We start from the raw sequence: 25,929 nt of genomic DNA, 5'->3' as shown, positions 1-25,929 counted from the left end.
ACAGTCACCTCCGTCGCCGAAGGAGCCGCCGATGCGCAGCCTGAACCGCCGGACCGTCCTGCGGGGCGCGGCCGCCGTCGCCGGCGTCGCCGCGGTCGGGGCGGGCCGGGTGCCGCTCACCCGGGAGGAGCACCGGGTCGTCGTCATCGGGTCCGGGTTCGGCGGCGGGGTGACCGCGCTGCGGCTCGCGCAGGCCGGCGTGCCGGTGCTCGTGCTCGAACGCGGCCGCCGCTGGCCGACCGGGCCGGACGCCGAGACCTTCCCGCACCCGACGACCGCGCCCGACAAGCGGATCTTCTGGCTCGGCTCCGCCCCGGCGCTGCCGGGCCTGCCGTCGCTGCCGCCGTTCGAGCGCTACACCGGGCTGCTGGAGCAAGTGAGCGGTCGGGGCATGAGCATGATGTGCGCCGCGGGCGTCGGCGGCGGGTCGCTGGTCTACCAGGGCATGACGCTGCAGCCGACGGCCGAGCTGTTCCACGCCTGCTTCCCCGAACAGCTCGACTACCCGCGGCTGGACGCCGAGTACTACCCGCGCGTCGCCCGCATGCTGGGCATCGCGACCGCCCCGGACGCGCTCGTCGAGAGCGAGCCGTACCAGGCGTCACGGGTCTTCGCCCGCAACGCGCGCAACGCCGGCTACCGGGTCGAGAAGATCCCGATGCCGATCGATTGGGACTTCGCCCTGCGCGAACTGGACGGCGAGCTGAAACCGTCCTACACCAACGGTGATTGCGCGCTCGGGGTCAACAACGGCGGCAAGCACTCCGTCGACGTCACCTACCTCGCCGCCGCCGAGGCCACCGGCCGCTGCACGGTGGCGCCCCTCCACAACGTCACCGACGTCGCCTTGGCCCCGGACAGCCGCTGGGAGATCCGCGTCGACCGCATCGACACCGCCGGGACCGTGCTGGAGCAGAAGGTCCTCACGGCGAAGGCGCTCGTCATGGCGGCCGGCACGGCGAACATGACCCGGCTGCTGATGCGCGCGGGCGCGAAGGGCGACATTCCCGACCTGCCCGACGCCCTCGGCGCCGGCTGGGGCAGCAACGGCGACCGCATCTACACCTGGACCGACCTCGCCGGTGACTTCGGGACGCCGCAGGGTGGCCCCGTCGTCTACGGCAGCAAGGAGTGGGCCGACCCGGCGACGGCGAACACCGTCATCCAGGCGTCGCTGCCGCCGCTGCCGGACCTGCGGACCACGATGCTCGTCGGGTACGGGATCAGCACGGGCCGCGGCCGGTTCGTCTACGACGCCGCGAAGGACGACGCCGTCCTGCACTGGCCGCCGGACGGCGACGCCCACCTCGCCGCGCGCATCCACGAACGCCTCTCTCGCATCGCCGGCCCGCTCGGCGTGCTGCTCGACACGACCGCCGTCGCGCCCAGCACGTGGCACCCGCTCGGCGGCGCCGCGCTGGGCTCGGTCTGCGACCTCGACGGCCGCGTGCTCGGCCACCGCGGCCTCTACGTCCTCGACGGCGCCCTGATGCCCGGCACGACCGCCGCCTGCAACCCCTCGATGACCATCGCCGCGCTCGCCGAACGCGCGCTGGACAACCTGATCGCCGAAGACGTCGGCCGCGTCTTCTGACGCACCGGGAACGTCAGTGCGCACCCGGCAAGCCCGCGCGCTCCAGCTGCCGGGCGATTTCCTCCCGCGGGTACGGCGTCTTGCGGCTTTCGGTGTGGAGCGCGAAGTAGAAGTCGTTGACCACCTCGGCGAGCGGGGCGTAGCCGCGAAGATCGGTGTCGTCGAGCTGGTGCCGGACGGCCCAGTTCAGCAAGCGGGTGAGCACGTAGGCCCGGTCGTGCGCGGAGTGGTCGGCGAGGAATTCCGCTTCGGCCGCCGAAAGCGCGAAGTCCGGCAGCACGGCGAGCCCGAAGTCGGTGAGGTAGAGCCGGTTTCCGTCGGTGAGGACGTTCGCGAAGTGGGCGTCGAAGTGCTGGACCCCCTGGTCCGCCAGGAAATCCGTGATGCGGCGGAGGTCCCGGTGGGCCAGGGCCAGGCCGCCGGGGTTGCCGGTGAGCCAGCGTGCGAGGTCCTGCGGCACGTGTTCGAGGAACAGCACGAGATCGGTGGTGGAGCCGGCGAGGGCTTCGAGCCGGCGCCGGACACCCGGGTCGCCGTGCCAGAACGCGACGTCCCGCTCGATGTCCGTGCGGGGGCGCGGCAGGCCGGGCAGGACCCGCCAGTGGTGCAGGAGCGGGAAGTTCTCGCAGGCGCCGGTGCGGACCCAGCCGGTCGCCGCCAGGTGCGCGCGCAGCTCGCGCCAGGCCCCGCCGCCCGCCGAACCGACCCCGTAGTGCGACCACGGCGGCAGCCCGTACAGGTCGGCCGTGGAGCCGTCGTGGCGCAGCTCGACTTCGGTGAGCGCGACGCGCTTCACGAACACCGGCTCGCCCGCCACCTCCAGCAGCCAGGTCGACCCGCCGATCCCGGTGCCGAGCGGGCGGGCGGAGTCCAGCAGCTCGTCGGGTGCTTCGGCGAGGGCCGCGGTGATCTTGGCGTGGCGGTCGAGTCGGGTCATGCTTCGAAGCTACTCAGGGCCGCACCACGGTGAGGGCGAACCGCGTCGTGGTGCCGGCCGCGTGGCCGAGGGCGGCGGCGATGTCACCGAGCCCGAACTCGGTGACGGCGAACAGGTCCAGGTCCAGCAGGCCGGCGCGGGCGAGGGCGATCAGGCTCGCGTTCGCCGTCCGCGGGGCCAGCCACTGGCCGCGGAGGGTGATGTTGTTGCGCATGAGCCACGGGTAGGGCAGGGCGAGATCGTCGCCGCCGAGCATGCCGACACCGCCCATCAGCACCACCCGGCCGTACTCGCGGACGGTCATCGCCGCGGCGCGCACGGGGGCAGTGCCCGCCGACGGCGGCAGCAGGTCGAGAACGACGTCGATCGGACCGGGCGCGGCGTGGCGCAGGCGTCCGGTGTCGTCGTCGCCGGTCAGCCGTACTGTCCGGACGCGCTCGCCGAAGCGCCGCTGCAGGTCGTCGAGTGCCGCTTCGTTGCGGCCCGGCGCGACCACGCACGCCGCGCCCATCGCGAGCGCGACGGCGACGGCCGCGCTCCCGAAGTTCCCGGTGGCACCGCTCACCAGCACGGTTTCGCCCGGCCTCAGCCCGGCCGCGAGCAGGCCGCCGTAGGGCACGAGACAGACGGTGAGCGCGACCCACCGGCCGGCGCCGGCCGGGTCGACCGGCCCGAGCGGGATCGCGTTCTCGGTCGGCACGAGCACCTGCTCGGCGTACGAGCCGTGGCCGAAGTGCCGCTGGAGGAACACGCCGCCGTCACCGCGGGCGCTCAGGCCCTGGAGCGTGATGTCCGGGGTGAGCGCGTCGTCGCGCGAGCGGATGGTGGGGTCGCACAGCACCCAGTCGCCGGGCCGCAGCCGGGTCGCGTCCGGGCCGGTCGCGCGCACCCGCCCGACCGCCCCGGCGCCGGGCACGACCGGCAGCGTCAGCAGGTAGTTCCGCTCGCCGCGGAACACCTCGGCCGCGTAGGGCAGCACGCCCGCCGCGACGACGTCGACCAGCACTTCGCCCGTGCCGAGCACCGGGGCGGGGACCTCGCGCACGGACAGGGGCTTACCGAATTCTTCGAGGACTGCGGCTCTCATGCCGCCATCGTCGGCAAGATCGGGAGCGGCAACCAGACCTGGTATTATCCTGGGACTGTCCAGTGCCACGGAGGTCGCCATGCCGGACGCGGCGCGGGCCGGGCTGGGGGAGTTCCTCCGGTCCCGGCGCGAACGGCTGAGCCCGGCGGCGCTCGGGCTGCCCGACCGCCGCCGGCGCCGGACGCCGGGGCTGCGTCGCGAAGAGGTCGCCGAACTGGCCGGCATCGGTGTCGACTGGTACATCCGGCTCGAACAGGGCCGCACGGTCAGCCCGTCGGCCGCGACGGTCGAAGCCCTCGCGGGTGCCCTGCGGCTGGACGACGCCGAGCGCGCCCACCTGCGTGCGCTCGCCCGGAACCCGGCCCGGACCCCGTTCGCGCGCGAACAGGTGCCCGAAGCCGCCCGCCGGCTCGTCGAAGGCTTGAGCGAGCCGGCGTACGTGACCGGCCGCCGGTGGGACGTGCTGGCGTGGAACCGCGCGGCGGCCGGGCTGTTCGCCGACTTCGGCGCGCTCCCGGAGGCCGACCGGAACGTCCTGGTCTTCCTGCTGCTCGACGAGCGCGGCCGGCGGCTGTTCGGCGCGGGCTGGGCCGCGCAGGCCGAGCACGCGGTCGCGCAGTTCCGGTCGGCGCACGACCTCTGGGCGGGCGACCCGGCGTTCACCGGGCTGGCGGCGCGGCTGCGAGCGGGCTGCCGCGAGTTCGCGAAGTGGTGGGACCGCCACGACGTCGGCCGGAGCGGTCCCGGCCGGAAGACGCTGTACGGCCCGGAGCCCGCCGAGTTCGACTACGCGACCTTCCAGGTCGCCGAGGACCCGGCGCTGCGCTTGACGATCTACGCGCCCACCAGCGGCAAGTAGACTTCGTCGACGATCGCGGCCAGCACGGTTTCGTCCACTGTGGTCAGTCCGCGGGTGAGGAATTCGTTGCGCAGCAGCACGAGTGCCACGGTGGCGACGCGCGGGTTCCGGGCTTCGGGGCGCGCTTCGCCGCGGGCGACGGCCCGGTCGACGATCGTGAGCCACGGCTTCGTCCCGCCCTCGGCGGCCTGGTCGTGCAGCTGCTGCCGCAGCTCGGGTTCGTCGCCGACGCCGGTCAGCAGGCCGCGCAGGATCCGGGCGGCGGGGGAGGACTGGCCGCAGTTGATCGCGCGCAGCAGGGCCAGCGCGTCTTCGCGGAGGCTGCCGGTGTCGGGCGGGGTGAGCCGGTCTTCGGCGACGTGCCGGTAGGCGGCGACGCCGAGCGCGGCGCGGTTGGGCCAGCGGCGGTAGATCGCGTTCTTGTTGGTGCCGGCGCGGTGCGCGACGCGGTCCATGGTCAGGCCGGGATAGCCGGTTTCGGCGAGCTCGTCCGCGGCGGCGCGCAGGATCGCGGCTTCCAGTTCGGCGCCGCGGCGGCGGGTCTTCTCGGCCATGTGCGGCAGTCTACGGCATTAGGGTACGGTACGGACCGTACCCTAAATGTGGAGGAGAACCATGCGAGCCAGGGGCATCGGCTACGACACCGGCTTCGAGCGCGACGGGCGGTTCAACCGCCCGTTCGACGCGGACCTGGTCCGCCGCGAGCTGACGATCATCCGCGACGACCTGCACTGCACGGCGGTGCGGCTGATCGGCACGGACCTGGACCGGATCGAGCACGCCGCCCGGGAGGCGGCCGCGCTCGGGCTGGAAGTGTGGTTCTCGCCGTTCCCCTGGGACCGGCACCCGGACGAGATCCTTCGGCTGCTCGCCGACGGTGCGGCCAGGGCCGAGCGCCTCCGCGCGGCCGGTGCCGAGGTCGTGTTCGTCGCCGGAGGCGAGCTGAGCCTGTTCAACCACGGCTTCCTGCCCGGCGATGACCTTCCCGCCCGCGTGGCCGGGCTGCTGGCGTCGCGGGAGCTCGTCGCCGGGCTTCCGGAGCGGGTCAACGCGTTCCTGGCGCGCGCGGTCGAAGCGGTCCGGGCGCGGTTCGGCGGCCGCGTCACGTACGCGGCGGTGCCGCTGGAGCGGGTGGACTGGACGCCGTTCGACATCGTTTCGGTGGACGCGCACCGGTCGAAGGAGGTCGAGCACGTGTACCGCGAGGGCGTCCGGACGCTGGTGGCCTCGGGCAAACCGGTGGCGATCACGGAGTTCGGCGTGACGCCGTACCGCGGCGCGGCCGACCTCGGCGCGCGCTGCGGCGAAATCGTGGAGTACGAGGACGGCGAGCCGGTCCGGTTGAACGGCTCCTACGTGCGCGACGAAGAGGAGCAGGCGCGGTACTTCCGCGAACTGCTGGAGGTGTTCGAGACCGAAGGCGTCGACGCGGCCTTCGCCTGCACGTTCGTGTGCTACGGGCTGGTGCACCGGGCTGATCCGGAGGTGGATCTGGACATGGCGAGCTGGGGCGTGGTGAAGGTGCTGGAGGAGGGAGCGGGGGAGACGTACGGGGACGTGCCGTGGGAACCGAAGGCGGCGTTCGGTGCCCTGGCGGAGTGCTACCGCCCGGTGGCGCGGCCGGCTGTCCCGGGCGGGAACGGCTCCGGGCTCGAACCATCCGATGAATCGTCGACCAAGAAGGCGAACACCTTGCCAAAGACTGCCGGAAAGCGCTAACTTCGTGACGCCAGACATCGGATGTCCAGCCCGGTCCGCCGGGTCCGTCCGCCGACCGATGTGCACCCCTGCCGACCACCTCGTCAGGAAGGACACACCGACGATGCCCGCATTCCCCCGCAGGACGGCCTTCGCCGTCGCCGCTCTCGCCGTTCCGATCCTGTTCAGCCCCGTCGCGCACGCCGCCCCGCTGTGGCACCCCGACCCGGCCACCGACGGCCTCAAGGCCTTCGAAGGCATCGAAGCCGACCGTGGCAACCACCACCCGGACCGCAAGTACGTGGTCGTCGAAGGCGACCACTACCGCTTCAGCATCTGGAAGGACGACCGCGACACCACCGGTGGCGGCGACCGCCAGCGCACCGAGTCCAAGGGCATGGTGCAGAACGGCACGACGCTCAAGATGCACAACGGCGAGACCTGGACGCTCTCCTACGAGATGTACATCCCGGGAAGCCTGCACGGCACCAGCAAGTTCACCCACATCTTCCAGACCAAGACGCCGTCCACCAACGGCGGCCCGTGGGTGACGCTGGACCTGACCCGCAGCGGCGGCAAGGAAATGCTCAACGCCCGCGCGTACGCCAACTCGGGTTCGCCGAGCATCGCGGCCACCGACCTGTCGCCGCTGCGGAACAAGTGGATCACCATCGAGTGGACGTTCACGCCGGGGTCGAAGGGCAAGGCGGCGTGCGTCATCCGCAACGGCACCGGGCCGGGCGCACCGGTCGCGGCGCAGGGCAGCATGACGAGCGTGAACATCCCGGACCAGGGCGACTACGTGCGGCCGAAGTGGGGGATCTACCGCTCGGTCGAAAGCGCGTCGTCCGACATCCTGGACACCTACCTGCTGTTCCGGAACTACACGGCCGCGCGCAAGTAGGGTGCGCTCGCGGGCGGCCAGGGTGACACTGGCGCCATGAAGGTCGTCGACGGGTACCCCGGCACACGCCGCCCGTCGACGACCGCGCGCGACCCGGCCCCGCCGCCGCTGCGGCGGGGCCCGGTGCTGGTCACGGCCGCTTTCGCCGCCCTCGGCGGTGCCCTGATCCCGGCCGCGTCGGTGCCCGCGCTCTGGCGGGTCTGGCAGTTCTACGCGATGTTGTTCGCCTTGGTCGCCGCCATCGAGGTGCTCGCCTTCCTCGCCGTCTTCGGGTGGCCGACCCGCAAGACCGCGCACGCCGGCGCGTTCGTCGCCGCCGGCGGGCTCGCGCTGTGGGTGGCGAGCCGGCCGCTCGGGCTCCTGACGCGGTTCGACCCCTGGCAGCCCGCGGACACCGTCGTCGGCTTCACCGACTACGTCGCGGCCGCGCTGCAGGTGCTCGCCGTCCTCGGGTTCCTGGTCGTGGCGCGGCGGCGGGCGCACCCTCGGCCCTCGACGCCGCGGCGCGTGCTGGCGTGGATCCTGCTGTTCCCGGTGCTGACGGCGGTGCTCGCGGCGGGTGCCGCGGGCACGGTCGCGGCCGGCGACCGCATCGGCGGGACGGCCGCCTCGGCGCTGCTGGACGGCAGCACGGTCGAGTACTGCCGTCCCGACGGCATCCCGCTCGCGATGGACCTCACCCGCCCGGCCACCGGCGCCGCCGCCCCGGTGGCGCTCTTCCTCCACGGCGGCGGGTTCGTCTCCGGCAACCGGCGCCCGTCCGGCCCGGGCGCGCTGCTGGCCGGTTCGCGGCTGGTTCCCCTGCGCGACGCGCTGACGGCGCGCGGAATCGCCGTGGCCTCGATCGACTACCGCCTCGCGCCCGCCGCGCGGTGGCCGGCACCGCTGGAGGACGCCCGCTGCGCGGTCCGGTTCCTCACGGCCAACGCGACGGCGTTGCACCTCGACCCGGCGCGGATCACGGCCGTGGGCACCGGAACGGGCGGCACGCTGGCGGCGCTGCTGGGCGTGGCCGGCAAGCCGGAGGTCCGCGCGGTGGCGGCGGTCGACGCCCCGGCGGACTTCGACCTGGCCGGCCTGGACCCGGTCACGCGCGCGTCGGTGCTGCTGGCGCTGGGCCGCTCCCCGGCGACACTGCGCGAGGCGAGCCCGCTGAGGTACGCGGGTGCGGGCGCGCCACCGTTCCTGCTGGCCGGCGGCCGGAAATCGGCCGAGTTCGCGGACCACTTGCGCGCGGCGGGCGTCCCGGTGACGACGGGCACCGGTACCCCGGCCGAGGTGGCGCGGTTCCTGGCCACCGGCACGCCGACGTCATGACCGCGCGCGCCACCGTCGTGCGGTAGCTTGAAGGTGTGGACGGACGGGCGATCTTCGGCGATCACTCGTACCGCTGCGACTTCTACGGTTGACCGATCCCCGCGTCCGGATCCCCGTTCTCCTCAACCGTAAGGAAACCCATGTCTTCCGGCACCCGCTGGGCGCTCAAGCACATGCCGATCACCGCCGCCGCCGTCGAAGAGGCCGCGCCCGTGCTGACCGGGCGGCGGCTGGCCATGTGCCTGCACGTGGAGCCCAAGACGGCCGCCCTGGTCACGCTGCTGGCCCGCGCCGGCGTCGAGATCACGCTGACCGGCTCACCCGGCACGACCCACGACGACGTCGCCGCCGCGCTCCGGGAACTCGGGGTGGCCGTGCACACCCGCCGCGCCGACGACGAGGCCGATCACGCCCGCAACGTCGCCGCCGTGCTCGAGTGCGAGCCCGATCTCACGCTCGACAACGGCGCCGACCTGACGCTTTCGCTGCTGCGCTCCGGCGCGCCGTCGGGCTGGCTCGGCGGCACCGAGGAGACGACGACCGGCGGGATCCGGCTGCGTGCGGAGAGCGTCGGCCGCCCGGTGGTCGTGATCAACGACTCGCGGCTGAAGCTGCTGGTGGAGAACGAGTTCGGCGTCGGCCAGAGCGTCGTGCAGGGCTTCCTCAACGCCACCAACCTGATGCTGCCGGGGATGCGCGCGGCGGTGCTCGGCTACGGGCCGTGCGGCAAGGGCGTCGCCGACACCCTGGCACGGCTCGGCGCGCGGGTCGCGGTGTGCGACACCGACCCGATGCGCGCGCTGCAGGCCATTGTGGACGGTCACCGGACCGGCCCGGCCGTCGACGTGCTGTCCGGCGCGCAAGCGGTCTTCACGGCGACGGGCGCTCCCGGCGTCGTCGGCGCGGCCGAGCTCGCGGCCCTGCCCGACGGCGCCCTGCTCGCCGGGGTCGGGCACTTCGCGTGGGAGATCGACGCGGCCGCGCTGCGGGCGGCGACGGTCCGCACGGTCGAGTACGGCGAGCCGGGCCGCCGGGTCGGGCACGTACTGGCCGACGGCCGCGAGATCGTCGTCCTCGACCGCGGCCGGATGCTGAACCTGACCGCGGCCAACGGGAACTCCATCCAGGCCATGGATCTCGGGCTCACCCTGCAGGTCCGCAGCCTGGCGGCGGTGGCCGCGGGCGGGCTCACTGCCGGGGTCCAGCCGGTGCCGGCCCCGATCGAGCACCGGATCGCCACGGACCTGGTGGCCGAGCTGGGCGGGGGAGCCGGCTGAGCCGGCCGGGCGCCCGGGTTCCGCGCTTGACCTGGAGCGCGCTCCAGCCTCTAGCGTGAGGTCACGCCGACCACACGTCAGGAGCACGTTCCATGGAACTCGGTTTCCACCTGCCCATCTTCGACATCGACGGCGGGACCACCGCCATCGCCGGTGAGCTCGCCCGCGTGGGCGCCGCGGCGGAGGAGGCCGGGGCGACCTGGCTGTCCTTCATGGACCACTACTTCCAGATCGAGCCCACCGGCCTGCCCGCCGAGTCGAACATGCTGGAGGGCTACACGACCCTGGGCTTCCTCGCCGCGCACACGTCCCGGATCGAGCTCGGCCTGCTCGTCACCGGTGTCACCTACCGGCACCCCGGCCTGCTCGCGAAGATCGTCACCACCCTCGACGTCCTCTCGGGCGGGCGGGCCGCGCTGGGCATCGGGGCGGCCTGGTTCGAGCGCGAGCACCGGGGGATGGGCGTGCCGTTCCCACCGGTCGCCGAGCGGTTCGAGCGGCTGGAGGAGACGCTGCGGATCTGCGGGCGGATGTGGGACCCGGCCGACAACGGCCCGTTCGACGGCAAGTACTACCAGCTCGCCGAGACGCTCTGCTCGCCCCAGCCGATCAGCCGGCCGAAGGTGCTCATCGGCGGCGGCGGGGAGCGCAAGACGCTGCGGCTCGTCGCCCAGTACGGCGACGCCTGCAACCTGTTCGCTTCGTCGCCTTCGGACGTGGCGCACAAGCTGGACGTGCTGCGCCGCCACTGCGACGACGCCGGCCGCGACTACGACGCGATCCGCAAGACGGTCCTGGCGAACAACCCGCGTCCGACCCCGGAAACCCGCGACGACTTCGTCCGCGCCATGGCGGACTACGCGAAGCTCGGGATCCGGCAGGCGATCATCACGCCGACGACCGGCTCGCCCGCCGCGTGGATCGAGGGCATGGCGCCGGCCGTGCCGCAGCTGGCCGGACTGGGCTGAAGCTTTACCCGCCGATAACCCGGGCTCTGGTAGTCAGGGGACGGACCGGCGGACCGCCGGCTCCGGGCCTCTGCTGCCCACTATGTCCACAGTGGACTCTCTCTGGTCGTTTTCCCCTTGCGGTGAACCGTTCCCGGCGTGGCGCCGTGTGCCGTGGTGAGGTGGCGACCAGAGAGGAGGGGCTCGATGCCCCACGCACGCAGTACCGGACGACACCGCAAACCGGCGACGATCGGGCTGGTCGCGCTGCTGGGAGTCGCGGGGGCGACCGCGACGGCGATCGCGCTCAGCGGCCCGGCGAGCAACGCGGCCACGGAAAGCTGCGGCGGCCTGGACACGGCGCTGCAGAACAACCTGACGTTCATCGCCGGCCAGCAGGCCGCACCGGACGCGCAATCGGCGGCGAGGATCGCGAACCGCCAGGCGGTGGTGGACCAGATCCGGCAACGCCGGGCGGCGGCGGGCTGCGGCGGCGCGGTGGCGGCGAACGCGGTGGCGGCGCAGTGCGCGGCCGTCGCCAAGGAAGGCGAGAAGGCGGCCGAAGCGGGCGCGAAGGGCAAGGCCGGGAAGGGCAAGGCCGCGCAGCAGGGTATGGCCGCCGGGGACGGCGCGGCGGGCGAGAACGGGATGGCCGCCGGGAGCGGTGCGGCGGACGAGAACGGCATGGCCGCCGGGAGTGGCCAGGCCGACGGTATGGCCGAGGGCAACGCCATGGCCGACCAGCAGGAAGCCGCCGACCCGGGATCCGCCGCCGGCGGCGACAAGGCCAAGCAGAAGAACAAGGCCGCCGGGAAGAACGCCAAGGCCGGGCAGGACGCCGCCGCCCAGGATGAAGCGGCCGCCCAGGCCTGTGCGGTGGTCGAGCAGTGCGTGGCCCAGGCCGCGGGAGCCGCCGACGCCAACGGCATGGCCGCCGAGAACGGCATGGCCGACAAGAACGGCATGGCCAAGCAGAATGGCGCGGCCAAGCAGAACGGCATGGCCGACCAGCAGGGCATGGCGAACCAGCAGGGCATGGCGAACCAGCAGGGCATGGCGAACCAGCAGGGCATGGCCGACCAGAACGGCATGGCCGACCAGCAGGGCATGGCCAACGAGAACGGCATGGCCAACGAGAACGGCATGGCGAACCAGAACGGCACGGCCGATCAGAACCAGGCCGCCCAGGAGGCGGCCGCGAACCAGGACTGCGCCGCCATCCTCGACTGCGTCGCCCAGGCCACCGCCGATCCCGCCGCGGCCGCCGACCAGCAAGGCACCGCCACCGCCACCGCCGAGAACGGCGCCGCCCAGAATGGCGCCGCCCAGAACGGCAACGGCCAGCACAAGGCCAAGGGCAAGGGCAAGAACAAGGCGGCCGAGCAGGCAGCCGCCGTCGCGGTCGCCGAGAAGTGCGTCGCGGCCGGCGCCCAGGCCGCGACCGGCACGGCGACCGCCACCGCCGGCGAGTCCGCCACCGCCGGCGAGTCCGCTACCGCCGGCAAGTGAGACCAGGAGGGTGTGCGCCGGTGGCGGGCCGGCGCACACCCTCCGTCGCCCGATCCGGTGACCGGTGGGAACTCCGGCCCACCGCCGTTCGTTGATCGAACGAAGCGCAGTAACCTGGAGCGCGCCCAGACGACCGACGACAGCACGAGGCTTCAGTGACCACCGATCCGGCGGCCGAGGACCTGCGGGAGGCGGCCGACGAGCTCGCCGTCGCCGGGCAGCTCCCGCGCTTCCTGCTGATGTACAAGTTCGCCATCGAAGAGCTGATGACGAAACTGCGGATCCTCAGCGAGGAGTTCGACTTCGTCCACCAGCACGACCCGATCGAGCACATCACCAGCCGGGTGAAGCGACCGGAAGCCATCAAGGAGAAGGTCCGCCGCCGCGGCCTGGGCGACGACTGGATCTCCGCCGCGCACGTCCTCGACGACATCGCCGGCATCCGCGTCGTCTGCCCGTTCGTCTCCGACGTGCACGAGGTCGCCCGGATGCTCACCGCGCAGGACGACGTCGAGCTGTTGCGCACCAAGGACTACATCGCCCGCCCCAAGCCCAACGGCTACCGCAGCCTGCACCTGATCGTCCGGATCCCGGTGTTCCTGTCCGACCGCGTCGAAAAGGTCAAGGTCGAGGTGCAGCTGCGCACCATCGCGATGGACTTCTGGGCGGCCGTCGAGCACAAGCTGTCCTACAAGTACGCCGACCGCGTCCCGGACGACTTCGCGGGCGAGCTCGCGGCCGCGGCCCGCACGGCCGCCGACCTCGACGCCCGGATGGCCGCCCTGCACGAACGCATCCGCTGACTCACGGCGCCAGCGCGTCCAGCAGGATCCCCAGCCCGAACTCGAACTCCGCCTCGTGGTCGCACACCGCCAGGTAAGGCGCCGCCGCCGACACGGCGGGTAGCCCGGACTCCGTCAAAGAAGCGAGCCGGCCCGGGGAGCCGGTCGCGCTGAACGTCGGCGCCGCGTCGACCTCCCGCATCAACGTGCCGATCAGGAACGCCAGCACCGCGCGCAACCCGTGCACCGCGCGCTCCGGCGGGTAGCCCGCCGCGAGCAGCGGCCCGAGCACGGCCTCCACCGGCGCGAGCGCCGTCATCGACGCCAGCTGCCGCGTCAGCACCAGCGGCGCGGCGCGTGGGTGGCCGAGCATCGCGTCCCGGAACCCGTGCGCCAGCGCGGACATCGTCTCCCGCAGCCCGCCACCGGGAACCGGAGCCGGGATCGCCGCCAGCAGCACCTCGGCGATCCCGTCCAGCAGGGCGTCCTTGCCGTCGACGTGGTTGTACAGGCTCATCGGGTCGACCCCGAGCCGCCGCGCGAGCTTCCGCATGCTGACGGCGTCGAGACCTTCTTCGTCGACGAGCGCGAGGGCCTCCCGCAGGATCCGCTCCCGCGACAGGCCGCCGGCCTCCTTGGGCGGCCGCCCGCGCCGGGTCGTCACGGGGTGAGCACCGCGGGCAGCACCTCGTACCCGCGCAGGATCCTGGTGTCGCGGCGCCGGCCCCCGGGCAGCACGCGCAGGCCGGGGAACCGGTCGAAGATCGTGCGCAGCCCGATCTCGCCCTCCATCCGCGCCAGCGACGCACCCAGGCAGTGGTGGCGACCCGAGCCGAACGACACGTGGTCGCGCGCACCGTCGCGGGTGACGTCGAACGTGCCCGGGTCGGTGAACACCAGCGGATCGCGGTTCGCGCCGGCCAGCACGGTGGTCACCAGCGCCCCGCGCGGCAGCGGAACGCCCGCCACCTCGGTGGCCCGCGTCGCCAGCCGCCCGGTCAGCAGGACCGGCGGGTCGTACCGCAGGACCTCTTCGACGGCGTTGCCCCACAGCTCCGGCCGTTCGCGCAGCACGGCGAGCTGCCCGGGATCGTTCGCCAGCAGGGCGATCCCGCTGCCGAGCAGGTTGACCGTCGTCTCGAACCCGGCCGCCAGCACCAGGCCCGCGGTGGACTTGAGCTCGGTCTCGGTGAGGCCGACGCCGCCGTCGCGGGCCGCGACGAGCTTGCTGAACAGGTCCTGGCCCGGGTGCCGGCGCAGGTGGTCGAGGTGCTCGCCGAGCCAGGCGTCGAACTCGGCCAGCGCGGTCTCGACGTCGCGGAAGGTGCGCCAGCCCAGGCCGAGGTCCAGGCTGGGCGCCGCGGCCGCGCCCAGCGACAGCACCTTGCCCAGGTCCGACGGCGGGACGCCGAGGATCTCGCTGATCACCGTCACCGGGAGCAGCCCGCAGTAGGACTCGACGAGGTCGAGCGGGCGGCTCGGGTCGAGCGCGTCGAGCAGGCCGTCGGCGATCTCCTGGACGCGGCCGCGCAGCTGCTCGACCGCGCGCACGGTGAACACGCCGGTGACGAGCTTGCGGTAGCGCGTGTGCTCGGGCGGGTTGACCGCCAGCAGCGACGGCGGCCGCACCGGGTGCAGGTGCTCGCCCGCCGACCATTCGACGAGCCTGCCGAGCGGCGAGCCGTCGGAGCCGATGACGCCGACGCGGAAGTCGTCGCCGGACAGCACTTCGCGGACGGCGGCGTGCGTGGTGGTCATCCAGCCGAAGCGGGTGCGGGCGAGCGGGCCGGCCGCGCGGATCTCCTCGAACAGCCCGGTCAGGTCGCGTCCTTCGGCCGCGGCGACGACCATCCGCCCCTGCAGGTCACCGCGCCGGGCTTCGCGGCGCAGCACGGTGCGGGGGAGCGCGTGGCCGAGACCCCACCTGATCACCGGCTTCGCGCGGGCGAGGGTTCCTTCGAGCACGGCGTCCCCTTCCATCGGCGTCCCTACAGTGTAGGTTATCCGCAATTACCTACACTGTAGATATCGAGGAGCGCGATGAACGAGTTCGACATCCCCGCACCCGAAATCCTGGCCGCGCGGCAGAAGCTGGTGCTCGACCACTTCCGCGACGAGGTCGCCCAGGACTGGGACGCCACGCTCTCGACGTTCCCGCACCCGCACTACGAGGTCGTCGCGACGATGACCGTGCACGACGGCGACGGCGCCGTCCGCGGCTACTACCACGACACGCGCACCGCGTTCCCCGACCAGCACCACGAGCTGATCGCGCTGCGCCACAGCGCGGACGCGGTCGTCGTCGAATTTTGGCTGCTGGGCACGCACCTCGGCCCGTTCGGCGCGATCCCGGCGACCGGATCGCGCTTCCGCGTCCGCATGACCGCCTACTTCGTGTTCGACGCCGAGGAGAACCTCGTCTGCGAGCGCATCTACTTCGACACGCTGTCCATGCTCAAGCAGCTGATCGGCGGGGTGGACAAGAAGAACCCGAAGAACTGGCCGCTGCTGCTGCGGGTGGCCCGGGGCTTCCTGGCGATGTCGGGGGCGAAGCCGGACCCGCGGCTGACGGAGACGACGGAGCCGGTGCTGTCACGGCCAGGACGTTGACCGCGACGATCACCGCGATCGCCGTCCACGACAGCGCGTCGAGGCGCTGGCCGAGCACGACCCAGCCGACGAGCGCGGCCAGCACCGGGTTCACGCTCATCACCGTGCCGAACACCGCGGCCGGGACCCGGCGCAGCGTCAGCAGGTCGGCCAGCATCGGCACCGCCGACGACAGGACGCCGGCGGTGACCGCGGCCAGGACCGCGCCGAGGTCCGGCCGGTGCGCGATCATCGCGAAGACGCCGACCGGCACGTACGCGAGCCCGGAGACGCCCGCGGCGGCCGCCGAGCCCGCGACACCGGGGATGCGCGCGCCGACCGCGCGGTTGAGCAGGATGTAGCTCGCCCAGCACGCGGCCGCGACCAGCGCCAGGCCGATGCCGAGGTAGTCCGTGCTCGGCCGGGGCCGCACCAGCACCACCACGGCGGCCGCCGCGACCAGCGCGCCCAGCAGGTCGCCCCGCCGCCGCGACCCGGCCAGCGCGACGGCGAGGGGACCGAGGAACTCCAGGGTGACGGCCAGGCCGAGGCCGACCCGGTCGACCGCGCTGTAGAGCGAGAGGTTCATCGTCCCGAACACCAGCGCCAGCGCCAGCACGAGCCGCCACTGGGCGGCGGTGAACGCGCGCAGGCGCGGACGCGCGGTCGCGAGCAGGACCACGGCCGCGACCCACTGCCGGACGGCGACGACCCCGGCCGGCCCGAGCTGCGGGAAGGCCAGCGCCGCGACCGACGCCCCGACCTGGTTGGACAGGCCGCTGCCCGTCATCAGCGCCGCCCCGCGCCAGCGTCCTTCACCCGTCATGCCGTCGACTATCGGCGCCGCGGACGCATACGCAAAATGCATCCGACACGTCGGCTATACGCTGGACGCATGGATGCTTCGCTGGAGCTGCGCCACCTGCGGCACTTCGTCGCGGTCGTGGACAGCGGGAGCTTCACCGACGCCGCGCTCGAACTCGGGGTCTCCCAGGCGACGGTGTCGCGGACGCTGCTCGCCTTGGAGGGGATCCTCGGTGTCCGGCTGCTGCACCGCACCAGCCGGAGCGTCGAGCCGACCACGGACGGCGTCACGGTCCTCGCCCGGGCCCGGGTGCTGCTGGCCGACGCCGAGACGCTGGTCCACGAGGTCACGACCGGGCACACGCGGCTGCGGCTCGGGCACGCGTGGTCGGCGCTGGGCAAGCACACCGCGGAGTTCCAGCGGCGCTGGCACGACCGCCACCCGGACGTCGAGCTGCAGCTCGTCCGGACCAACACCGCGACCGGGGGACTGGCCGAGGGGCGCTGCGACCTGGCCGTCGTGCGCACCGCCGTCGACACGCGCCGGTACAGCCACGCGCTCGTCGGCCGCGAACGCCGGTGCGTCGCGCTCGCCTCGGACGACCCGTGGGTGCGGCGCCGCACGATCCGGTTCGCCGAACTGGGGGAGCGCACCCTCGTCGTCGACCGGCGCACCGGCACCACGACGCCGGACCTGTGGCCCGAAGGGGGCCGCCCGGCGGTGGAGTACACCCACGACATCGACGACTGGCTGGCGGCGATCGCGACCGGGCGCTGCGTCGGCGTCACCCCGGAGGCGACCGCGGCGCAGTACCGGCGCGACGGCATCCGCTACCGGCCGCTGCGCGACGCCGACCCCGTGCCGGTCCGGCTGATCTGGCGTCATCACGACGCGCACCCGGCGACGCACCTGGCCGCCGCCCTGCTGACGGAGCTCTACCGCGCTTGAATCCGCGCGGGCGCGAGCAGGACGCCCAGCGCGATCAGCTCGGTCAGCGCCATCCCGCGTTCGACCAGGCCGAGCGGGATGAGCGTCCACCAGCGGCCGCCCTCGACCGCGGCCACCACGACCGCGCCGAGGATCACCGCGAACCAGCCCAGCGACGCGATCGCCAGTACCCGGGCCAGCCACCGGCGGCCGGGGGAGCCCGGGAACGCCGTGCGCGCGGCGACCAGCACCGCGAGCGGGAGCGCGACGAACGCCACCACGCTGGCGATCCGGTGCAGCGTGCCGCCGAAGTCCGCGCGCGACACCGTGGCCCAGTCCGGCTTGGGGAAGGCCACGATGACCAGCAGCCCGACCGTCCACAGTGTCCCGAGCAGGGCCGCGGGCACGGGCAGGCGCCGCTGGCTGCGCAGGACGGCGAGCCCCGCCGCCGAACCCAGCGCCACCAGGACCACCGCGAGGTCGAACACCCACTTGTGGTCGGACAGGCCGTATTCGCTGATCGTGCGGCGGGTCGCGCTGATCTCGTCGGTCGGCGGGATGACCTGCAACAGCAGCACCAGCGCGGCACCGACCACGAGAGCGGCGATACCGCTCAGCGAAACCGCGAGCGAGGTTCGTCGCGCAGGGACCGTGACCATGAACCGACAGTAGCCGAGCGCCGGTTGAACTCCCGGTGAAATGTCCTTTCGGGCGGCCGAAGGTGTGAAAGCGGGGTCAAGGCTGTACGACTTACGGCGGTTACCGTAGCCGGTTTTCGTCCATTACGGTCACTCGCTACCGGTACGTCCGTGCTGTGCCGGCCTCGGTCAAGGAGGTCTTTGCCTGTGGGGAATTCACCAAGAAGACTGGTGCTGGCGGCTTCGGTCGTGGCGCTGGCGGCGGCGTTCGTCGCGTTACCGGCCGGTACCGCCGGCGCGGCCCAGAACATCCTGCGTGCCGACAAATCGGTACCACGCTCGTGCTTCGCGAAAGTGCAGCCCAAGGGCACCGCGGGCGTCGATCGCCGCGAACTAACGTCCACTGTGGACGGTCTGGTGCAGGCCCGGCTGAAGCCGGTCCCGGGCACCGAAGGCGACTGGGACGTCGCCGTGTTCGACAAGGCGACGGGCGCGGTGGTCGCCGCCTCGACGGCGTTGCGCACCCACGAACTCGCCGAAAGCTTCGTGAAGAAGGGCCAAGAGCTCGTCGTCCAGGGCTGCCGCTACGGCGGCCCGGCCGGCCAGGCCCAGCTCGGCGTCGACTTCCTCGCGCTCACGCCGCAGGGCACTCCGACCACCGCGCAGAAGGCGCAGCTGGTCCGCGTCGAGACGCCGACGCGCGCCGACAAGAACAAGCTGACCGCCTCCGGCCTCGACGTCACGGAGAAGGGTGACGCGACCGGGGTCGAGGTCGTCCTCGCCGACGACGCGGACCGCCAGACGCTCAAGAACACCGGCTTCAAGTCGAAGGTGATCGAGGCCGACCTCTCGGCCAAGTCCGTGCAGGACGCCAAGACCGACCGCCAGTACGCCGCGGCGACCGCGGCGTCGGCGCTGCCGTCCGGGCGCACCAGCTACCGGCACCTCTACGACTACAACTACGAAATGAAGGAGCTGGCCCGCAAGAACCCGGGCCTGGTCTCGGCGTTCACCATGCCCGAGTCGACGTGGGAAGGCCGCGACGTCGTCGGGATCGAGATCGCCACCGACGTCAAGAACGTCACCGACGGCAAGCCGGTCAACTTCACCATGGGCGTGCACCACGCGCGGGAGTGGCCGGCCGGCGAGCACGTCATGGAGTGGGCGTACGAGCTGATCAACGGCTACGCCCACGACGCGGCGATCCGGAGCATGGTCGGCAAGACCCGCAACATCGTGGTGCCGATCATCAACCCGGACGGGTTCGAGATCTCCCGCGAAGCCGAGCCCAAGGGTGACTTCACCCGGTTCGACTACGAGATGAAGCGGAAGAACTGCAACGTCAACGACTCGCCGGCGCAGTACTCCACCGGCGTGTGCAAGGCCAACCCGGCCGGCCGCCTGCGCGGCACCGACCCGAACCGCAACTACGGCGGGTTCTGGGGCGGCAACGGCGCCGAGATCGCCTGGAGCGGCGACACGTTCCGCGGGTCCGGGCCGTTCAGCGAGCCCGAGGTGCGCAACGTGCGGTCGATCGTGTCCTCGCGGCAGGTGACCAACCTGCTGACGATGCACACCGTCGCGGCGCTGGTGCTGCGCCCGCCGGGCGTGGCTGACGTCCGCCCGCCGCTGGAGGAGCCGGCCTACAAGGCCCTCGGCGACAAGCTGGCCTCGCGCAACGGCTACGTCAGCGAGCCGAGCTGGGCGCTGTACGACACCACGGGCACCACCGAGGACTGGTCCTACTGGGCCACCGGCGGCTGGGGCTTCACCATCGAGGTCGGCGGCAACGGGTTCCACGGGCCCTACGCCGACAGCGTCGTGGCCGAGTACGAGGGCCTGGCCCCCGCGGCCGGTGCGGGCAAGGGCGGCAACCGGCAGGCGTTCCTGGACATGCTGGGCAACGCGGCCGACCCGCAGCAGCACTCGACGCTGATCGGCTCGGCGCCCAAGGGCTACCAGCTCAAGCTGCACAAGACGTTCCAGACGCCGACGTCACCGGTGATCCAGGCCGACGGCTCCACCAAGCCGCCGATCTACATCACCGACGACCTGAACTCGAAGCTCACCACCACCGGCGGGCGGTTCGCCTGGTCGGTCAACCCGTCGACCCGGCCGTACGTGGCCGGCCGCTACGGGCGTGACCCCCAGGGCCCGGCGCAGCAGGGCTTCGCGGTCACCAACCCGGCCGGGGTGCCGCCGATCAACCAGAACTACCCGGCGGACGCGACCGCGGAGAGCTTCACCTTCCACGTCGACGGCCTGCCGAAGGTGGACAACGGGAAGTTCAGCGTCAACATCAACTGGGCGAACACCGCGACCGACTGGGACCTGTTCGTCTACGACGCGGCGGGCAACCTGGTCAGCTCGTCGGCCAACGGCGGCACGACGTCCGAGCACGCCGTGCTGTTCGACCCGCCGGCCGGCGACTACAAGGCCGTGGTGGTCAACTACGACCAGGCCGACCCGGCCACGGTCGACGACTGGACCGGGGACGTCTCGTTCGCGTCGCCGATCCCGCCGACGTACGGGACCAAGGAGGCCTACCAGCTGACCTGTTCGTCGCCGAACGGCCGGCTCGTGGGTGTCGCGGACGTGTTCGTCGACCGCGGCCAGACGGTCGACGTCGGTGAGGTCTGCACCCGTTCCGCGCACGCGCAGAAGCAGCGCGCTTCGGGTGGGGTCCGGTAGTTCCGCGTTCGTTCGTGAAGGCCTCCTCGCTGCCGCGGGGAGGCCTTCACGGCGTTGCGGCGAGGGTGACGCCGAGGACCACGAGAATCGTGCCCACGACGCGGTTGAGGGCCGGTTCCGCGTGGGCGTACCAGCGCTGGGTGGCGGGGGAAGAGAACAGCAGCGCCACGCTCAGGTGCCAGGCGGCCGAGGCCACGACGACGAGCCCGATCGCGGCCGCTTTGACCGCGGTGGGTTCGGTGGGCGGGAGCGCCGCGGTGAGCACGCTGCCGAAGAACGCCGCGGCTTTGGGGTTGGTCAGGTTGCTGAGCACGCCCCGGCGGAAGTGCGCTGCCGGCCGCCGGGCGCCGGGCCGGACCTCGCGGGCGCCCGGGTGGTCCGGCGGGGTGCCGGTGAGCGGTGCGGGGGTTTCCGGCTCGCCCGGCCGGTCTTCCCGGCCCGACGGCCGCGCCGCGGGATCCGCCTCGACCCGCCGAGATCCCGTGGCGGGCGGCTCACTCGGGTTGGCTGGTTCGCTCGGGTTTGGCGGTCTGCTGGGGTTGGCTGGTTCGTTCGGGTTTGGCGGTCTGCTCGGGTTGGCTGGTTCGCTTGGGTCTGGCGGTCCGCTGGGGCTGGCTGATCCGCCCGGGTCCGCCGATCCGCTGGGGCTGGCTGATCCGCCCGGGTCCGCCGATCCGCTGGGGCTGGCTGATCCGCCCGGGTCCGCCGGCCCGCTCGGGCTCGCCGATCCGCTCGGGTCCGCCCGCCTGCCCGGGCCAGCGTCCGGTGCGCGGGCTCGCAGCCACAGCCGCACGCCGAGCCAGGTGAGGTAGCCGCCGCACACCACCCGCAGCGCCGTCGCCAGCCACGGCGTCCGGGCCAGCACGCCGCCCAGCCCGAACACGGCCACCGCCGCCAGCGCCCCGCCCGCCGCGACCACGCCCAGCGCGACCGCCGCCGCCGACCGGCGCGTCCCGGCCGCGGCCGTGTGCGCGATCAGCACGAAGTTCGGCCCCGGCGAGACCGCCGCCGGGAGGTAGGCCAGCAGCACGGTCCCCAGCGTCGCGGCGGCGTTCACCGCGGACAGCCCGACCCGGCGGCCACCGGCGTCACGCCGCCCGGCCGCCCCCGCCGACCACCTGGTCGCGCATGGTCCGCAGCGCCTGGTGGTCCACTGTGGACGGATCGGCGGCCAGCCATTCGCCGATCTCGTGCAGGAACTCCTCCGGCGTCATCGGCGCCGCGGGCAGGTCGCCGGGGTCGGCCGTGGTCAGGTCGCCGCTGCGGCTCGGGTACACGATCATCGCCCCGCGCAGCGCGACGCCGGGCAGCAGGTCGCGGTAGGCGGCGAGGCTCTCCGCGAGCCGGCTGCCGCCGCCGCGGAACGGGCGGCCGTTGCGCAGCAGCCTGCCGTCCTCGGCCGTTTCGTAGTGCCCGGGCAGCCACAGCTTCGACTCGATGAGGACCAGGCGCTTCCCGCACAGCACGGCGTGGTCGACGTCGGCGAACACCGAGCCGGGCCAGGCGAGCCCGTGGAAGATCCGGGCGCCGGGCAGCCGGGTCAGGTACGTCTCCAGGAGATCCGCGGTGAGCCGCTCGGCCAGCTCGTCGCGTTCGGTGCCCGGTGTGCCGAACACCGTGCGGCCGCCGAACTCCTCGGCGTAGGCCTCGCGGGCCCGGTTCGCCCGCAGGTAGCCGCGGGCGAGGCGCTGGACGAGCAGCGCGGTGCCCGCGGTGAGCAGCAGCCAGACGATGAGCACCGGTGTGCTGAACCCGACCCCGGTGACCAGCGGCAGCAGCACCAGCACCATCCCGCCCACCGCGGCGACCACCGGCGTGTGCCCCGGCCCGCGGCGGCGGCCGTGGCGCATCCGGGTGTCCTGCCCGGCGAAGTGCCACCAGCTCAGGTCCTCGGCGTCGAGTTCGGGCAGGTCGGGGACGAAACCGGGCTCGTCGCCGAAACGCCGCCGGGGCCGCGGCCGGACCGGCACGGGCACGACGGTCGCGCCGCCGGAGTCGTAGCGCGCACGGGCGACGGGGTCGCCCAGGACGTCGTAGGCCTCGCGGAGCAGGCGGAACGTGCCGACGGTGCCGCCGCCGTCCGGGTGCATGGTCTTCGCCAGCCGGCGGTAGGCCGTCTTGACGTCGGCCGCCGTGGCGTCCCGGCGGATGCCGAGCACCTCGTAGTAGTCGACCTCGGGCACGCGGGCGCCTCACCTCCGGATGGCTGCGCGAAGACTTTATGGGACCGGGTTTCCCGGTCTCGCACCGGCTCTTCGGCGCGTCGGGGTGATGGTCCTCCGGCGCAGGTCAGTGCGGTGTCCGAAGTTCTACCGCCGGCGCCCGGCGGGCGGGTGGCCGGTCCGCCCCGTCCGGCGCCGTCGCGTGACGGGCTGCCGGGCGGGCTTCCCGGTGCGTTCGCCGTGGTCCGTGAGTGTCCACTTCGGACTCTGTGTCACCCGGAAGTGTTGTCGCGACGCGAATTCCGCCTATCCTCGTGACTTTTCGTAGCGGGAAATCACTCGAAGAGACGCGAACACATGTTCGATTCTGTGGGTATCGTGGAGGCATGTCCTCCCTCAGACGTGACGGGCCCACCGCCACCCCACCTCGGCAGCGGGCCCGTCACCCCCGTCCGTGCTCGCGCAGCAGGAAGCGCTGGAGCTTCCCGCTCGCGTTGCGCGGCAGCGCGTCGATGAACCGCACCCGGCGCGGGTACTTGTACGGCGCCGCAACGGCTTTGGCGTGCTCCTGCAGGGCGTGCGCGACCTCCGGGCCGGGGGTGACGCCCGCGCGCAGCACGACGAAGGCGGTCACGACCGCGCCCCGGTCCGGGTCGGGGGTGCCGACGACCGCGCACTCCTCGACGTCCGGGTGTCCGAGCAGCACTTCTTCGACCTCCGGAGCGGCGATGTTGTAACCGGAGGAGACGATCATGTCGTCGCTGCGCGCCACGAACCGGAAGTAGCCGTCGGGTTCGCGGACGTAGGTGTCGCCGGTCAGGTTCCACCCGTCCCGGACGTAGTCGGTCTGCCGCGGGTCCTCGAGGTAGCGGCAGCCGGTGGGGCCCCGCACCGCGAGCAGCCCGGGCGTGTCGTCGGGGACCGGCGTGCCGTCGGCGTCCAGGACGGCGGCGCGGAACCCGGGGACGGCGGTGCCGGTCGTGCCCGGGCGGGCGGCCTCGTCGGCGGCGGAGATGAAGACGTGCAGCATCTCCGTGCTGCCGATGCCGTCGATGAGCGGGCGCCCGGCGATGGCGCGGTACTGCTCGGCCACGGCCGCGGGTAGCGCTTCGCCGGCGGAAACGGCGCGGCGCACGCCGGCGAGGAGGGCGCCGTCGCCGGAGCCGAGGATCGCGCGGTAGGCGGTCGGCGCGGTGAAGAGCACGGTCACCGCGTGCTCGGCGACGATCGAGGCGAGTTCCTTCGGTGTGGCGCGCTCCAGCAGGAGCACGGACGCGCCGGCGTGCAACGGGAAGACGAGCAGGCCGCCCAGGCCGAAGGTGAACGCGAGGGGAGGGGTGCCGCAGAAGAGGTCGTCCGCGGTGGGACGCACGACGTGCCGCGAGAACGTGTCGGCGATGGCGAGCAGGTCGCGGTGGAAGTGCATCGTCGCCTTGGGCGTTCCGGTCGTCCCGGAGGTGAAGGCGAGCAGTGCGACGTCGTCGGCGGCGGTCGGCACGTCGGCGAAGGTGGCCGGGTGCCGCGCGCAGCGTTCGGCGAGCTCGCCGCCGTAGGCGACCGCGGGCAAGCCGGGTGGCAGCTCTTCGAGGAGGCGCTCGTCGCACAGGGCCACGGCCGGCCGGGCCCGATCGGCGATCTTGTCGAGCTCGTGGCGCCGCAGCATCGGCATGGTGGCCACGGCGACCGCCCCGGCCTTGAGCACGCCCAGCCAGCACGCCGCCAGCCACGGGGTGTTGGTGCCCCGCAGCAGCACGCGGTTCCCGGGGACGATCCCGAGTTCGGTGGTGAGGACGTGCGCGATCCGGTTGGCGCGGGCCAGAACTTCGCCGTAGGTCCACGTCTCCCGGAGCGACCGCAGGCAGGGGCGGTCGGGTCCGAGGCGGTCGATCGTGCCGTCGAGCAGGGCGGTGGCGGCGTTGAGCCGGTCCGGGTAGTGCAGCTCGGGCAGGTCGAACACGAGCCGCGGCCACTGCTGCGCCGGCGGCAGCCGGTCGCGGCAGAACGAGTCTGTGTGTGCGCTGGGAGAAAGCCTCATCGCAACCCCTCGGGTCGACCTGCACCACGAGGAACGTAGCACTCGTTGCGACCGTCGAGAAGACGCGATGTCGGATCGATGACGGTAGCGACGCACGTGCGATGCGTGCTCAGCCGCGGGCGTCGGCGGGGACGGCCGTCGCGTCGTCGTGCGCCGGGGGCCGGGCGCGGGCGAGGGGGATCGCGCAGCCCAGCGCGAGCGTCGCGATGGAGGCCCAGAACAACGTCGCGACCCAGGCGCCGCGGGCGGTGGCGAGGCTCAGCGACGGTGAGATCGCCGCGCTCGCGAACGCCCACGCCGGCAGAGGCACCAGGGCGAACACCCCGCAGACGATCCGCCGCCACGGCGCGCCCCGGCCGGCGAGCGCGTAGCCGCCCGCCATGCCGAAGAGGGGCAGGGCGAGCGCGCCGCCGCCCAGTCCGTCGCTGAACGGGATCCGGCCGGCCGCGAGCGTCGCGACCGTGTCCGGCGAGACGATCACGGCGATCGGGAACGCCAGCGGCGCGACGACGAGCCACCGGTGGCGGCGCGTGTGCCACGCCCAGCCGAACAGCGCGCCGGTGACGAGACCGGGCAGCAGGATCTGGACGAAGGTGCCGTACCAGTGCACGGCGGACTCCGGCCCGGCGACCTCGACCATCAGGCCGCGCAGCCCCGCGGCCCAGGCCAGGCCCGCCGCCGCACCGGCGGCGAGCGGGCCCGCGGCGCGGCTCATCGGGCCAGCGCGTGCCGGGGCGCGCCGCCGAGGAGCAGCCCGAGCCCGACGACGGTCAGGAGGACCAGCCCGCCGGCGAGAACCCGCGCCCAGGTCGGGGCGTCGAGGAAGAAGGCGGGAAGCGCGAGCAGCCCGGACAGCGCCCGCGAACCGGCGACGGCGAAGTGGCCGGCGCGGTTGCCCCGCCAGGCCGGCACGGCCGCGGCGAGGGTGACGAGCCCGAGGACGCCGCCGAGGAGCACGACGATCGCGGGCGGGGCGTCGTCCATGGCGATGCCGGCGACACCGACGACGTCGGCGAGCCCCAGCACGACGCAGACGACGTAGCCGGACGTGTAAACGGGGGTGCGGGTCATGGTCTCCTCCTGGGGGTGTGAACCGGCTTCCAGCCTGAGCCGCGCGAACCCCGCGAACCACGACGCGCACCCACCGAGCACTCACCGTTCGCCCGCCGGC

The 25,929-nt window shown here is 73.3% G+C and carries 23 protein-coding genes and 1 pseudogene; 12 read left to right on the top strand and 12 right to left on the bottom strand.

Features of this window, described 5'->3' with window-relative positions; genetic code table 11:
- Window positions 1-31: 31 nt before the first annotated feature.
- Entirely contained in the window at window positions 32-1,594 is a 1,563-nt protein-coding gene (locus tag ACWEVP_RS27130) for a GMC oxidoreductase (RefSeq protein WP_452065369.1), read from the top strand.
- Window positions 1,595-1,607: 13 nt separating this feature from the next.
- On the opposite strand, the gene ACWEVP_RS27125 is transcribed toward ACWEVP_RS27130, so the two are convergent.
- Both ACWEVP_RS27125 and ACWEVP_RS27120 read right to left on the bottom strand, forming a co-directional pair.
- Window positions 1,608-2,531: a hypothetical protein gene (locus tag ACWEVP_RS27125; RefSeq protein WP_452065368.1), complete on the bottom strand. Its 924-nt coding sequence runs from the start codon at window positions 2,529-2,531 to the stop codon at window positions 1,608-1,610.
- Between the two features lie 13 nt (window positions 2,532-2,544).
- Entirely contained in the window at window positions 2,545-3,618 is a 1,074-nt protein-coding gene (locus ACWEVP_RS27120) for an alcohol dehydrogenase catalytic domain-containing protein (RefSeq protein ID WP_452065367.1), read from the bottom strand.
- A gap of 79 nt (window positions 3,619-3,697) precedes the next feature.
- Here ACWEVP_RS27120 and ACWEVP_RS27115 point away from each other — a divergent pair, with 79 nt between their 5' ends.
- On the top strand, window positions 3,698-4,477 hold the full coding sequence (locus ACWEVP_RS27115; protein ID WP_452065366.1) for a helix-turn-helix transcriptional regulator: 780 nt from the start codon (window positions 3,698-3,700) through the stop codon (window positions 4,475-4,477).
- On the opposite strand, the gene ACWEVP_RS27110 is transcribed toward ACWEVP_RS27115, so the two are convergent.
- Entirely contained in the window at window positions 4,453-5,031 is a 579-nt protein-coding gene (locus ACWEVP_RS27110; protein ID WP_452065365.1) for a TetR/AcrR family transcriptional regulator, read from the bottom strand. The two genes, ACWEVP_RS27115 and ACWEVP_RS27110, sit on opposite strands and share 25 nt — an antisense overlap.
- A 61-nt stretch (window positions 5,032-5,092) precedes the next feature.
- Between ACWEVP_RS27110 and ACWEVP_RS27105 the strand changes: the two genes are divergently transcribed.
- The 7 genes from ACWEVP_RS27105 (at window position 5,093) to ACWEVP_RS27075 (ending at window position 12,932) form a co-directional block, all read left to right on the top strand.
- The gene (locus ACWEVP_RS27105; RefSeq protein WP_452065364.1) at window positions 5,093-6,196 is read left to right on the top strand and encodes a hypothetical protein; all 1,104 of its coding nucleotides are present in this window, start codon (window positions 5,093-5,095) and stop codon (window positions 6,194-6,196) included.
- 103 nt (window positions 6,197-6,299) lie between these two features.
- A complete protein-coding gene (locus ACWEVP_RS27100; RefSeq protein WP_452065363.1) occupies window positions 6,300-7,079 on the top strand; it encodes a hypothetical protein in 780 nt (259 codons plus the stop codon).
- A 36-nt stretch (window positions 7,080-7,115) separates the two neighbouring features.
- The gene (locus ACWEVP_RS27095) at window positions 7,116-8,396 is read left to right on the top strand and encodes an alpha/beta hydrolase (protein WP_452065362.1); all 1,281 of its coding nucleotides are present in this window, start codon (window positions 7,116-7,118) and stop codon (window positions 8,394-8,396) included.
- A 140-nt stretch (window positions 8,397-8,536) separates the two neighbouring features.
- Window positions 8,537-9,673, top strand: coding sequence for an adenosylhomocysteinase (locus tag ACWEVP_RS27090; RefSeq protein ID WP_452065361.1), 1,137 nt, complete (start codon window positions 8,537-8,539; stop codon window positions 9,671-9,673).
- 92 nt (window positions 9,674-9,765) lie between these two features.
- Entirely contained in the window at window positions 9,766-10,641 is an 876-nt protein-coding gene (locus ACWEVP_RS27085; protein ID WP_452065360.1) for an LLM class F420-dependent oxidoreductase, read from the top strand.
- A 186-nt stretch (window positions 10,642-10,827) separates the two neighbouring features.
- Window positions 10,828-12,129, top strand: a complete 1,302-nt coding sequence (locus ACWEVP_RS27080) for a hypothetical protein (RefSeq protein ID WP_452065359.1) — start codon at window positions 10,828-10,830, stop codon at window positions 12,127-12,129.
- A 155-nt stretch (window positions 12,130-12,284) separates the two neighbouring features.
- A complete protein-coding gene (locus tag ACWEVP_RS27075; RefSeq protein ID WP_452065358.1) occupies window positions 12,285-12,932 on the top strand; it encodes a GTP pyrophosphokinase in 648 nt (215 codons plus the stop codon).
- A 1-nt stretch (window position 12,933) separates the two neighbouring features.
- Here the strand turns inward: ACWEVP_RS27075 and ACWEVP_RS27070 are convergent, their stop codons facing one another.
- Both ACWEVP_RS27070 and ACWEVP_RS27065 read right to left on the bottom strand, forming a co-directional pair.
- Window positions 12,934-13,575 (bottom strand): TetR/AcrR family transcriptional regulator C-terminal domain-containing protein, encoded by a 642-nt coding sequence (locus ACWEVP_RS27070; protein WP_452065357.1) that lies wholly within the window; start codon window positions 13,573-13,575, stop codon window positions 12,934-12,936.
- Complete coding sequence (locus ACWEVP_RS27065; RefSeq protein ID WP_452065356.1) at window positions 13,572-14,891, bottom strand: cytochrome P450; 1,320 nt, start codon at window positions 14,889-14,891, stop codon at window positions 13,572-13,574. Before ACWEVP_RS27065 ends, ACWEVP_RS27070 begins: the two co-directional genes overlap by 4 nt.
- Window positions 14,892-14,951: 60 nt before the next feature.
- On the opposite strand from ACWEVP_RS27065, the pseudogene ACWEVP_RS27060 reads away from it, so the two are divergent.
- Window positions 14,952-15,317, top strand: a pseudogene (locus ACWEVP_RS27060) (ester cyclase); the annotation flags it as partial.
- A gap of 49 nt (window positions 15,318-15,366) precedes the next feature.
- Here the strand turns inward: ACWEVP_RS27060 and ACWEVP_RS27055 are convergent.
- Window positions 15,367-16,326, bottom strand: coding sequence for an EamA family transporter (locus tag ACWEVP_RS27055; protein ID WP_452065355.1), 960 nt, complete (start codon window positions 16,324-16,326; stop codon window positions 15,367-15,369).
- 69 nt (window positions 16,327-16,395) lie between these two features.
- Between ACWEVP_RS27055 and ACWEVP_RS27050 the strand changes: the two genes are divergently transcribed.
- A complete protein-coding gene (locus ACWEVP_RS27050; protein ID WP_452065354.1) occupies window positions 16,396-17,253 on the top strand; it encodes a LysR family transcriptional regulator in 858 nt (285 codons plus the stop codon).
- Here ACWEVP_RS27050 and ACWEVP_RS27045 read toward each other — a convergent pair.
- Window positions 17,241-17,891 carry a DUF998 domain-containing protein gene (locus tag ACWEVP_RS27045; protein WP_452065353.1) on the bottom strand — a complete coding sequence of 217 codons (651 nt, stop codon included), beginning with the start codon at window positions 17,889-17,891 and terminating at the stop codon, window positions 17,241-17,243. The two genes, ACWEVP_RS27050 and ACWEVP_RS27045, sit on opposite strands and share 13 nt — an antisense overlap.
- 210 nt (window positions 17,892-18,101) lie before the next feature.
- Here ACWEVP_RS27045 and ACWEVP_RS27040 point away from each other — a divergent pair, with 210 nt between their 5' ends.
- Window positions 18,102-20,561, top strand: a complete 2,460-nt coding sequence (locus ACWEVP_RS27040; protein ID WP_452065352.1) for a M14 family zinc carboxypeptidase — start codon at window positions 18,102-18,104, stop codon at window positions 20,559-20,561.
- A 46-nt stretch (window positions 20,562-20,607) separates the two neighbouring features.
- Here ACWEVP_RS27040 and ACWEVP_RS27035 read toward each other — a convergent pair whose 3' ends face one another.
- The 5 genes from ACWEVP_RS27035 to ACWEVP_RS27015 all read right to left on the bottom strand — a co-directional run bounded on the left by ACWEVP_RS27035 (window position 20,608) and on the right by ACWEVP_RS27015 (window position 25,829).
- Entirely contained in the window at window positions 20,608-21,618 is a 1,011-nt protein-coding gene (locus tag ACWEVP_RS27035; protein ID WP_452065351.1) for a LysE family transporter, read from the bottom strand.
- Window positions 21,619-21,649: 31 nt separating this feature from the next.
- Window positions 21,650-22,744 carry a J domain-containing protein gene (locus tag ACWEVP_RS27030; RefSeq protein ID WP_452065350.1) on the bottom strand — a complete coding sequence of 365 codons (1,095 nt, stop codon included), beginning with the start codon at window positions 22,742-22,744 and terminating at the stop codon, window positions 21,650-21,652.
- A 421-nt stretch (window positions 22,745-23,165) separates the two neighbouring features.
- Window positions 23,166-24,758: an AMP-binding protein gene (locus tag ACWEVP_RS27025; protein ID WP_452065349.1), complete on the bottom strand. Its 1,593-nt coding sequence runs from the start codon at window positions 24,756-24,758 to the stop codon at window positions 23,166-23,168.
- 109 nt (window positions 24,759-24,867) lie between these two features.
- Window positions 24,868-25,473, bottom strand: a complete 606-nt coding sequence (locus ACWEVP_RS27020; RefSeq protein ID WP_452065348.1) for a hypothetical protein — start codon at window positions 25,471-25,473, stop codon at window positions 24,868-24,870.
- Window positions 25,470-25,829: a hypothetical protein gene (locus ACWEVP_RS27015; protein ID WP_452065347.1), complete on the bottom strand. Its 360-nt coding sequence runs from the start codon at window positions 25,827-25,829 to the stop codon at window positions 25,470-25,472. The genes ACWEVP_RS27020 and ACWEVP_RS27015 overlap by 4 nt, the downstream gene beginning before the upstream one ends.
- Window positions 25,830-25,929 lie beyond the last annotated feature (100 nt).

It is taken from the genome of Amycolatopsis sp. NPDC003865 (assembly GCF_053605345.1).
This window is presented reverse-complemented; position numbering and strand designations above follow the sequence as displayed.

Bases quoted from the DNA above. Each gene is read 5' to 3' on its own strand.
- ACWEVP_RS27130 (WP_452065369.1), top strand. From the start codon at position 32: ATGCGCAGCCTGAACCGCCGGACCGTCCTGCGGGGCGCGGCCGCCGTC.
- ACWEVP_RS27125 (WP_452065368.1), bottom strand. From the start codon at position 2,531: ATGACCCGACTCGACCGCCACGCCAAGATCACCGCGGCCCTCGCCGAA.
- ACWEVP_RS27120 (WP_452065367.1), bottom strand. From the start codon at position 3,618: ATGAGAGCCGCAGTCCTCGAAGAATTCGGTAAGCCCCTGTCCGTGCGC.
- ACWEVP_RS27115 (WP_452065366.1), top strand. From the start codon at position 3,698: ATGCCGGACGCGGCGCGGGCCGGGCTGGGGGAGTTCCTCCGGTCCCGG.
- ACWEVP_RS27110 (WP_452065365.1), bottom strand. From the start codon at position 5,031: ATGGCCGAGAAGACCCGCCGCCGCGGCGCCGAACTGGAAGCCGCGATC.
- ACWEVP_RS27105 (WP_452065364.1), top strand. From the start codon at position 5,093: ATGCGAGCCAGGGGCATCGGCTACGACACCGGCTTCGAGCGCGACGGG.
- ACWEVP_RS27100 (WP_452065363.1), top strand. From the start codon at position 6,300: ATGCCCGCATTCCCCCGCAGGACGGCCTTCGCCGTCGCCGCTCTCGCC.
- ACWEVP_RS27095 (WP_452065362.1), top strand. From the start codon at position 7,116: ATGAAGGTCGTCGACGGGTACCCCGGCACACGCCGCCCGTCGACGACC.
- ACWEVP_RS27090 (WP_452065361.1), top strand. From the start codon at position 8,537: ATGTCTTCCGGCACCCGCTGGGCGCTCAAGCACATGCCGATCACCGCC.
- ACWEVP_RS27085 (WP_452065360.1), top strand. From the start codon at position 9,766: ATGGAACTCGGTTTCCACCTGCCCATCTTCGACATCGACGGCGGGACC.
- ACWEVP_RS27080 (WP_452065359.1), top strand. From the start codon at position 10,828: ATGCCCCACGCACGCAGTACCGGACGACACCGCAAACCGGCGACGATC.
- ACWEVP_RS27065 (WP_452065356.1), bottom strand. From the start codon at position 14,891: ATGGAAGGGGACGCCGTGCTCGAAGGAACCCTCGCCCGCGCGAAGCCG.
- ACWEVP_RS27055 (WP_452065355.1), bottom strand. From the start codon at position 16,326: ATGACGGGTGAAGGACGCTGGCGCGGGGCGGCGCTGATGACGGGCAGC.
- ACWEVP_RS27050 (WP_452065354.1), top strand. From the start codon at position 16,396: ATGGATGCTTCGCTGGAGCTGCGCCACCTGCGGCACTTCGTCGCGGTC.
- ACWEVP_RS27045 (WP_452065353.1), bottom strand. From the start codon at position 17,891: ATGGTCACGGTCCCTGCGCGACGAACCTCGCTCGCGGTTTCGCTGAGC.
- ACWEVP_RS27025 (WP_452065349.1), bottom strand. From the start codon at position 24,758: ATGAGGCTTTCTCCCAGCGCACACACAGACTCGTTCTGCCGCGACCGG.
- ACWEVP_RS27020 (WP_452065348.1), bottom strand. From the start codon at position 25,473: ATGAGCCGCGCCGCGGGCCCGCTCGCCGCCGGTGCGGCGGCGGGCCTG.
- ACWEVP_RS27015 (WP_452065347.1), bottom strand. From the start codon at position 25,829: ATGACCCGCACCCCCGTTTACACGTCCGGCTACGTCGTCTGCGTCGTG.